Annotated in this window: 8 protein-coding genes; all 8 read left to right on the top strand. The window is 36.8% G+C overall.

Annotation, left to right across the window (positions count from 1 at the left end):
- A partial coding sequence (locus K6G87_RS12650; RefSeq protein ID WP_296837838.1) for an RpiB/LacA/LacB family sugar-phosphate isomerase occupies positions 1-201 on the top strand: 201 nt, incomplete at its 5' end.
- A 322-nt stretch (positions 202-523) separates the two neighbouring features.
- A complete protein-coding gene (locus K6G87_RS12645; protein ID WP_296837836.1) occupies positions 524-1,759 on the top strand; it encodes a starch-binding protein in 1,236 nt (411 codons plus the stop codon).
- Positions 1,760-1,821: 62 nt separating this feature from the next.
- Positions 1,822-3,033: an extracellular solute-binding protein gene (locus tag K6G87_RS12640; protein ID WP_296837834.1), complete on the top strand. Its 1,212-nt coding sequence runs from the start codon at positions 1,822-1,824 to the stop codon at positions 3,031-3,033.
- Between the two features lie 316 nt (positions 3,034-3,349).
- A complete protein-coding gene (locus tag K6G87_RS12635; protein ID WP_296837841.1) occupies positions 3,350-4,129 on the top strand; it encodes a carbohydrate ABC transporter permease in 780 nt (259 codons plus the stop codon).
- Positions 4,126-4,968: a sugar ABC transporter permease gene (locus K6G87_RS12630; RefSeq protein ID WP_296837832.1), complete on the top strand. Its 843-nt coding sequence runs from the start codon at positions 4,126-4,128 to the stop codon at positions 4,966-4,968. Before K6G87_RS12635 ends, K6G87_RS12630 begins: the two co-directional genes overlap by 4 nt.
- Complete coding sequence (locus K6G87_RS12625; RefSeq protein ID WP_296837830.1) at positions 4,968-6,710, top strand: glycoside hydrolase family 13 protein; 1,743 nt, start codon at positions 4,968-4,970, stop codon at positions 6,708-6,710. Before K6G87_RS12630 ends, K6G87_RS12625 begins: the two co-directional genes overlap by 1 nt.
- A 57-nt stretch (positions 6,711-6,767) precedes the next feature.
- Positions 6,768-7,775, top strand: coding sequence for a LacI family DNA-binding transcriptional regulator (locus K6G87_RS12620; protein ID WP_296837826.1), 1,008 nt, complete (start codon positions 6,768-6,770; stop codon positions 7,773-7,775).
- 145 nt (positions 7,776-7,920) lie between these two features.
- Positions 7,921-8,136, top strand: a 216-nt coding sequence (locus tag K6G87_RS12615) for an AlkZ-related protein (protein ID WP_330669853.1), incomplete at its 3' end; no start/stop codon positions are given.

Genomic DNA, 8,136 nt, shown 5'->3' with positions numbered 1-8,136 from the left:
GCCACACTTGCCCGCCAGCACACTGATTCTAACATCCTGTGCCTTGGCGCCAAGATAATTGGAACCCTTATATCTATGGAAATAGTAAAGACCTGGCTTAATACGGATGCTCTCATGGATGAAAAGTACAGACGAAGAGTTAAGAAGGTCTGTGATATAAATGATAAGCACTTTGTACCACTTGATATGATTAGTGATTAAAAAATCAGATTAGAAATAATAATGACAGTGATGGTTATAATAACAATTATTTAGGAAAAAACTTGCGAAATTTTCCATGCTTTTTCCTGTGCAAAAGTAACAATCTTTTATTGATCTCTTTATTTTTTGTATAAAATTAATAAAAAATATATAGATTAGCCTAGGCGAAACAGTGCAATTTGTGGGAAAACGTTTACCCAAATTGTCGTTGTTTCGCTTTTTGTTTTCTCATAGAATTAAACTATCAAAAGGGAATGTGCACACCCTGTCATGAAAAATACCATAAGAGAAGGTAATACAAAAAAGAAAACAGGAGGAAAATATGAAACAGTTAAAAATGCTTGTTTCAAAACTTGCAATTGCTCTTATAGCTTTTGTGGCTATTCTTTCTAAGATTGCAGTTCCGGTAGAGGCAGAAGGTGGCGATAATGAAAAGATAGTTGTATATTCTCAGGTTCCAGATGACTGGGAGAACCCTTGTGTATGGGCATGGGATGAAGATGGTAATAGTGCTTTTGATATGTGGCCTGGTGGAGTAATGGATCAGGATAAAAATAATGATGGTTGGTATTATATATACATTCCTTCGTGGGCTAATCACATTATTATAAATGCTAATAATGGCGAAGTTCAGACAGATGAGATCATTCTTGAAGAGGCTGTTAATACATGGGTTACAGTAAATGCACCCGATGATGTTAGCATAGTTACAGATAAGCTTACAACAGGTGATATTCCAGAATATGTTGAGAAATTTCCAGTTCATGTAAGAGCAGAAGATTCCTGGGGAGTGCCTTTCCTTCAGGGAAGTTTGGAAGATGGGACATATGCTTTTGAAGATGATCTGGGCAAAGAAATGCTACTGGATTCTACAAACTGGTATACAGCTGACATTCCAGTATCAGCAAAGACTATAACAGTAAGCTCTGAAGATGGTAAATCTAAAACTGAAGATATTAAGATTGATGCTGCAGAAGTATGGGTAAATATTGAATCTGATGGAACATATGAGTTTTCATATATGGATCCTGACAAGGCAGCAGCACCAAACATAACTATTCATGTAACAGCGCCAAGTGATTGGGAAAAGCCTTGTCTTTGGGCTTGGTCAGCTCCTGATGGGACTGGAGTATATAGTACATGGCCTGGAGAAGCTCTTGAAGAAGGCGAGAACGGATGGCTTATCAAAGAAGTTCCAGGATGGGTAAACTCTATCATAGTTAATGCATGTGATGGATCTGTACAGACAGCAGATATATCAATAGATTCAGGAGTTGATGTTTGGGTAGTGGTAAGTGATAAAGATTCTTATGAAGTATATTACGAAGAGGTTGAAGTGGCTACTAATACAGGTGACGATGAAAATGACAGTAAAGACAAAGTTGCTGATAGTACAGAAGCTGTAAATCAGACTGATCACAATGAAGAACAGGAAGTTGCTGGTGCTAAAAAAGAAAATACGGCCAATAATACAACACTTCCTATAGTTGGAGGAATTGTAGCACTTGCAGCAGTAGTCGGAGCAGGTACATATGCTATAAGAAGAAAGTCCAAATAATAAATATGGATATATAGAGATAAAAACATTTAATCAAAAAAGATATAACATCGGAGGGAGCAATGAAAAAGAGGTTATTTTCAATTCTAATGACAATAGCTACAACAGTAGGGATGCTAACGGGTTGTGGAAACACTAAAACTCAAGTGGATGATAAGACTATAGTCATCTGGCATGATAAGGAAGATGCTGTAGTAGAAGTTCTACAGGATAAGTTATCACAGCTTGAACCTGATATTCATGTAGTCCTTGAAAAGAAAACTGATCTTACAGAGTCATTAAAAATGGTTGGAAATGACCCTAATTCTGCTCCCGACATGTATATCTTTGCTCATGATAAGATCGGCATATATGCAGAAATGGGAATACTTGCTGAAATTACAGATATAATACCGGAAGAGCAGTTAAACGATTATATAGATACAACACTAACAGCGGCTACCTATAAGGATTGTATTTATCAACTTCCTATTTACTATGAAACATTACTGTTTGTATATAACAAAAGATATATGGATGATTCAGAAGTACCTGCAACAACAGAAGAGCTCTATAAGTATATGGAAGAAAATACAGCAGGAGGTCATTATGGCTTTGTTGAACAGCATAGTACACCTTATTATGCCGCAGGATGGTTATCAGGTTTTGGAGCAGAAATATTAAGTTCTGATGGAGAACCATCGCTTGATTCTGAAGAAGTAGTTGATGCCTTAAATTACCACAAAAAATTTGTAGAGCTTATGCCTGGAGAAACAGAGTATGCAACAGTCAACACTCTCTTTAGTGAAGGAATGGCACATTCTACAATAGCCGGTCCTTGGCTTATCCCGACTGTACGTGAAAGTGGAATGGATGTTGGAGTAGCACCAATGCCGGTGATAGATGAGACTGGTAAACCTATTATGCCATATATGGGAGTTCAGGGCGTGCAGGTTCTTAAATTTGCAGCTGAAAACAAAAAAGATTCAGTTACAAAAGTATTAAATGTACTTATGGATCCTGAAGTTGAAATTGGACTTGCAAATGCAAGCGGCTGTGCACCTGCAAGACAATCATGTTATGACGATCCAAAGATTAAGTCGGATGAAGTAGTAATGATGATGAAAGAAACAGCTCAGAATGCTGTTCCAATGCCAAATATTCCTGAAATGGATGTCATGTGGTCAGTTATGGGTAACTTACTTACTGATGTAAATCTGAGTAATAAAGATATAGCAGAAAGTACTTCTAAAGCTCAGGAAGAGGCAGAACAGTTAATATCCAGCATGAAGTGATGACTACACTAATGATAGTGATTCGGAGGCTTATATAGATTTGGAAACCTATATTAAAAACGAGAATCTAAAAGAATCTCAGTATATATCTAAAGATTCAAAATCTGCAAAAACTAATGGTTTTGATCAAAAAGAAGCGGGAAGTAAAATGACTGATATATATCAAAGGCATAAAAATAATAATATTAGTAATCTTACCTTGAAAACCAGAATGCAAACATTGAAAGCGTATCTTTGGTCTGCCCCGTCTCTGGTGTTGATAATTCTGATAGTCATATTCCCTATAATCTATACAGGATATATATCTTTGACTAATATGAATGTCTACCATTGGACAAACTATACTTTTGTTGGACTTAAGAATTATGCAGATGCATTACTTGTCTTTGATAATGGCTTCATATCAGCTCTATTAATGACGCTGATATGGACACTGGTAAGTATGATTTTACAGCTTGTGATAGCTTTTATTCTTGCTTCTTTGCTGAATGTTAAAGGCCTTAAACTCAGAAATGTGTACAAGACACTTCTTATCTTTCCTTGGGCAATGCCTGGATATGTATCTATTCTCTTGTGGAAGACAGGTATATATAATTCTCAGTTTGGACTTTTGAATCAGTGGTTGACAAAACTGGGGATGGAACCTGTAAGATGGTTATCTTCAAATGTTTCAGCTTTTATTTGCTGTACAATAGTAAATCTTTGGCTGGCTCTTCCGTTCATGATGACAATTATGGATGGTGCGTTCCAAAGTATTGACAAAAGCTTTTATGAAAGCGCGGTTCTTGATGGTGCTGGATGGCTGCAAAGAACTGTATATATAACAATACCTATGATCAAACCTATAATAGGTCCATCAGTTGTGATCACTATGTTCACTACATTTAAACAGTTTGATGTTGTTTATCTTTTGACACAACAGGTCGGAGCTAAAACGGGCGCTGATATTCACACCATTATGACCTATGCCTATGAGAAGGCTTTTGTTACTAACAATTATGGTTATAGCTCAGCTGTATCCATGCTTATATTTATAATGCTTATCGCATCAACTCTTATTACCAATAATATGGGAAAAAAGGAGAAAAACTCATGACCAAAAAAGTTAAAGAAAGCGTAAAACTCTTTTTCCTGAATATACTATTTGTAGTACTGTGTTTTCTTTCTTTGATCCCAATATTATATGCACTGTCAGTATCCCTAAATTCAAATAATAGTCTTCTTAGTTCAAACTTTTCTTTTATTCCGAAAGCTTTTACTTTAGATAACTATAGAGCAGTATTTGTAGATGAGCCTATAATGCTTTGGCTTTCTAATAGTCTTATATTAGCTATATCTACCCTTGTCATAGCACTTGGGACTGGAATACCTGCAGCGTATGTGTTCTCAAGGCAAAGATTTGTAGGAAGAAATCTTATATTAAAGACAATAATTCTTTTGTATGCATTTCCTTCACTTTTGTCTATGACAGCACTTTATAAAATACTGAGTCCTATGGGACTTATTAATACCAGAATAGGTCTTATCATAGTGTATACAGGAACAGAAGCAGTATTTGCTCTATGGAATATGAAGGGATATTTCGACACTATACCTAAAGAAATTGAAGAAGCAGCCATGATAGATGGTGCAAGCCCATTTAAAATAGTAGTTAAGATAGTTATGCCGCTTGCAAGACCTACAATTGCTGTAACAGCTATGATGGTTTTGATATACGTATGGAATGAGTATATATTTGCTGTTAACTTTATGACAGGTTCAAATACATATACATTGGCAGCAGGACTGTATTCTTTGCAAGCTAGCGAGATGAGTGGTAACTGGCCGATTTTTTCAGCAGCATCAATTGTAGTATCACTCCCAATACTAATAGTGTTCTTTGCTCTTCAGAAGAACATGACAACAGGACTTACATCAGGAGGAGTAAAAGGATAATGGAAAAAAGCTCAATTCTTCATATCCCCATGTCGCACTATGCTTATGGGGAGGATGAAAATCATATAACAATAAGACTTCGTGCCAAAAGAGGTGATATCACGGCTTGTACACTGTATTACGGAGACAGATCCTGCAGGCAGACACCAGTTATTTTTACAAAGGCTGTTATGCACGTGGCGCATACCACAAGCCTTTATGACATTTTTGAAGTGACGCTGGATAATCCTTACAAGAGGCTTTGCTATTATTTCTATCTTGAAAGCGGGGATGAGAATACTTATTACTACGGCGACTGCTTTTGTAAATCGCCTGTTGACGACAGGTCAGAGTATTTCCAGCTTCCATTTAACCATAGGGCTGACATAGTGAATCCCCCTGCTTGGGCTAAGGATGCAATATTTTATAATATTTTTCCGGATAGTTTTGCTACAGGACGCTGCAGTATAAGTGGCGAATCTACGACCAAGGAATGGAAAGGCAATACAGTATCGGGAAAACTTGGCGGAACCATCAAAGGAATAACCGAAAACGTTGATTATATCAAGAACCTTGGTGTCAACTCCATATATATCAATCCGATATTTGCGGCAGGAGAGTACCATAAGTACGATCTTCTTGACTACTACAACATCGATCCTTGTTTTGGCACCAATGAGGATTTCAAGAAGCTTGTGGATACTTACCATAAGAACGGTATACGTGTAGTAATAGACGGCGTTTTCAATCATTGTGGATGGAAGTTTTTCGCTTTCGAAGATGTAGTCAGAAATGGAGAAAAGTCAAAATACAAAGACTGGTTTTACGGGCTTAAATTTCCTGTAGTAAGGCCTGATAATTTTGAAGACTATCCGACCTACGACTGTTTTGGCTATGAGAGGATGATGCCTAAACTCAACCTTGCTAACAAAGATACCATGGAATATTTTGTAAATGTGGGAAAATACTGGGTCAGAGAGTTCGGAATTGATGGGTGGAGACTAGATGTTGCAAGTGAAGTTAATGATGGCTTTTGGAGAGCATTTAATACAGCTGTAAAAGAAGAAAACCCGGATGCGATTCTTATAGGAGAAGTATGGGAAACAGCAAATCATTGGCTTGATGGCACTATATTTGACGGAGCTATGAACTATGATTTCAGGAAGCATTCAAGACGCTTTTTTGGTGAACGTTCTATTGATGCAAGGGAGTTTGCTGATAGAATCACAGATATGTACACGAGATATAGAAAGAAGACTGTAATGTCCCAGCTTAATCTCCTTGATTCTCACGACGTTAGCAGATTCCTGTCGCTGTGCGATGGTGATTTAGGCAGGTACAAGCTTGCAGTTCTTTTTCTGATGACATTCCCTGGAATGCCGTCGGTGTTCTATGGAGATGAAAAGGGAATCTCTGGAATTTTAGAGAAAGACTATAGGAATCCGATGCCATGGGAAAAGGAAGAGGCCGAGCTTGAACAGTTTTATAAAAAGGTCATAGCCCTTCGAAATGCAGAAGAGGCCTTGCGTTCAGGTGAGTTTAAAGTAATTAAAGCTGATAAAAATGATTATATGATCGATTTTATCCGTTATACTAAAGATATTGAAATTATTGTTTTAATGAATATGTCTGATGATGATAAGACTATTGATGCAGAGCTGAAAAAGGGTTCGCCAGATGCATCTATAATCTTTTCAGAAGGATTAGAAAATAATATATTAAAACCAAAGGGATGTGCAATAATAAAGAGAACGGGGCTTTGATGAAGTGATTCACTTGGAATTATAGATTCAAAATGTAGCATATGAGGAAAGATGTATATGAGTGTCACAATAAAGGATGTTGCAAAGAAGGCTAATACATCAATTGCAACTGTTTCAAAAGTAATGCATGGATCATATTCGATATCAAAAGAAACTGCTGACAGAGTCAATAGTGTGATGGAAGAACTTGGCTATCATCCTAATCAAAGAGCTAGAAATTTTGTAAGTCAGTCTAATCATACTATTGCTTTTGTAACTGATATAGAAAAAGGTGCTGGCTTTAGTAATCCTCACATGTTTGAAATGATGTGCGGAATGGAAGCTATGCTAACGCAAAAAGGATATGGTTTTCTTGTAAAGGCACTTAAGAAAAACGATGTCTGTGAATATGTTAAAAATGCATTTGATACTAAATATGTTGATGGATTTGTGATTCATGCATCTGTCATAACCCCGGAATTAAGTGAACTTGTATCTGCTATGGCTATACCTCATCTTGTTATTGGGGTTCCGAGCTTTGACAATAATTTTTGCTGGATAGATGCTGATAATAGGCATGCAGGTCAGATAGCAGCCAAGCATCTTCTAACAGTAGGATATCAGACAATTGCTTTTATTGGAGGAACTGATGAGGACAAAATTTCCATGCATAGATTAGAAGGCGTTAAGTCTGTTCTTAAAGAACACGATGTTCTTCTTCCGCCAGGTTATCTTCAGTATGGAAATTCAGGGGTAGAAGATGGCTATGAAATGACATTACAGATCTTAAAAAGCAGGAATATACCTGAAGCAATAATATGTGCCAATAACTATCTTGCTTACGGATGCGTTAAAGCTCTTAATGACAAAAAAATAAAAATTCCTGAAGATATAGGCATTATTACTTTTGATGATTATCCTTTTTCGAAGATACTTAGTCCAAAGCTTACTGTCGTAAATATTGATGTATATGATATGGGACAGGAAGCCGGAAGTATGATAGTTCAGAAAATCAATAAACCTAACCTGCATATACAAAGCTATATTACTTACCCACAGGTTATCAAAAGAGAATCTACAAAATAAAAGAATATAACATGTATTTCATAACAGGGCTGCAGCCATAGTGCTGCGGCTTATTTTGTACACAAAGCTAAAAAATTAATACATAATAGAATAACAAATAATGAGTAGTTCTTAATATTTATAGAAAATTAGATGGGGAAAATATATGGGAAATGAGAGCGGAACATGGATCATGTACGGCGTCGAGTGGGATGACCCTGAATGCATTCATACGCCAGAAGAAGCTATAAACTATATAAATGATATAGGATTTGTACCACTTTTCAAGAATGATATCCCGGGCTTTTCTCTTGAGGAGCGTACAGTTCCTGAATACTGGTGGTGCGGCGATCCTAAGGTTGATCCCTGGGAATGGCGTGAG

The sequence above is a fragment of the Butyrivibrio sp. genome, assembly GCF_024699075.1.
Note: the sequence above shows the minus strand (reverse complement) of the source record. Positions and strands in the feature narration are given on the sequence as shown.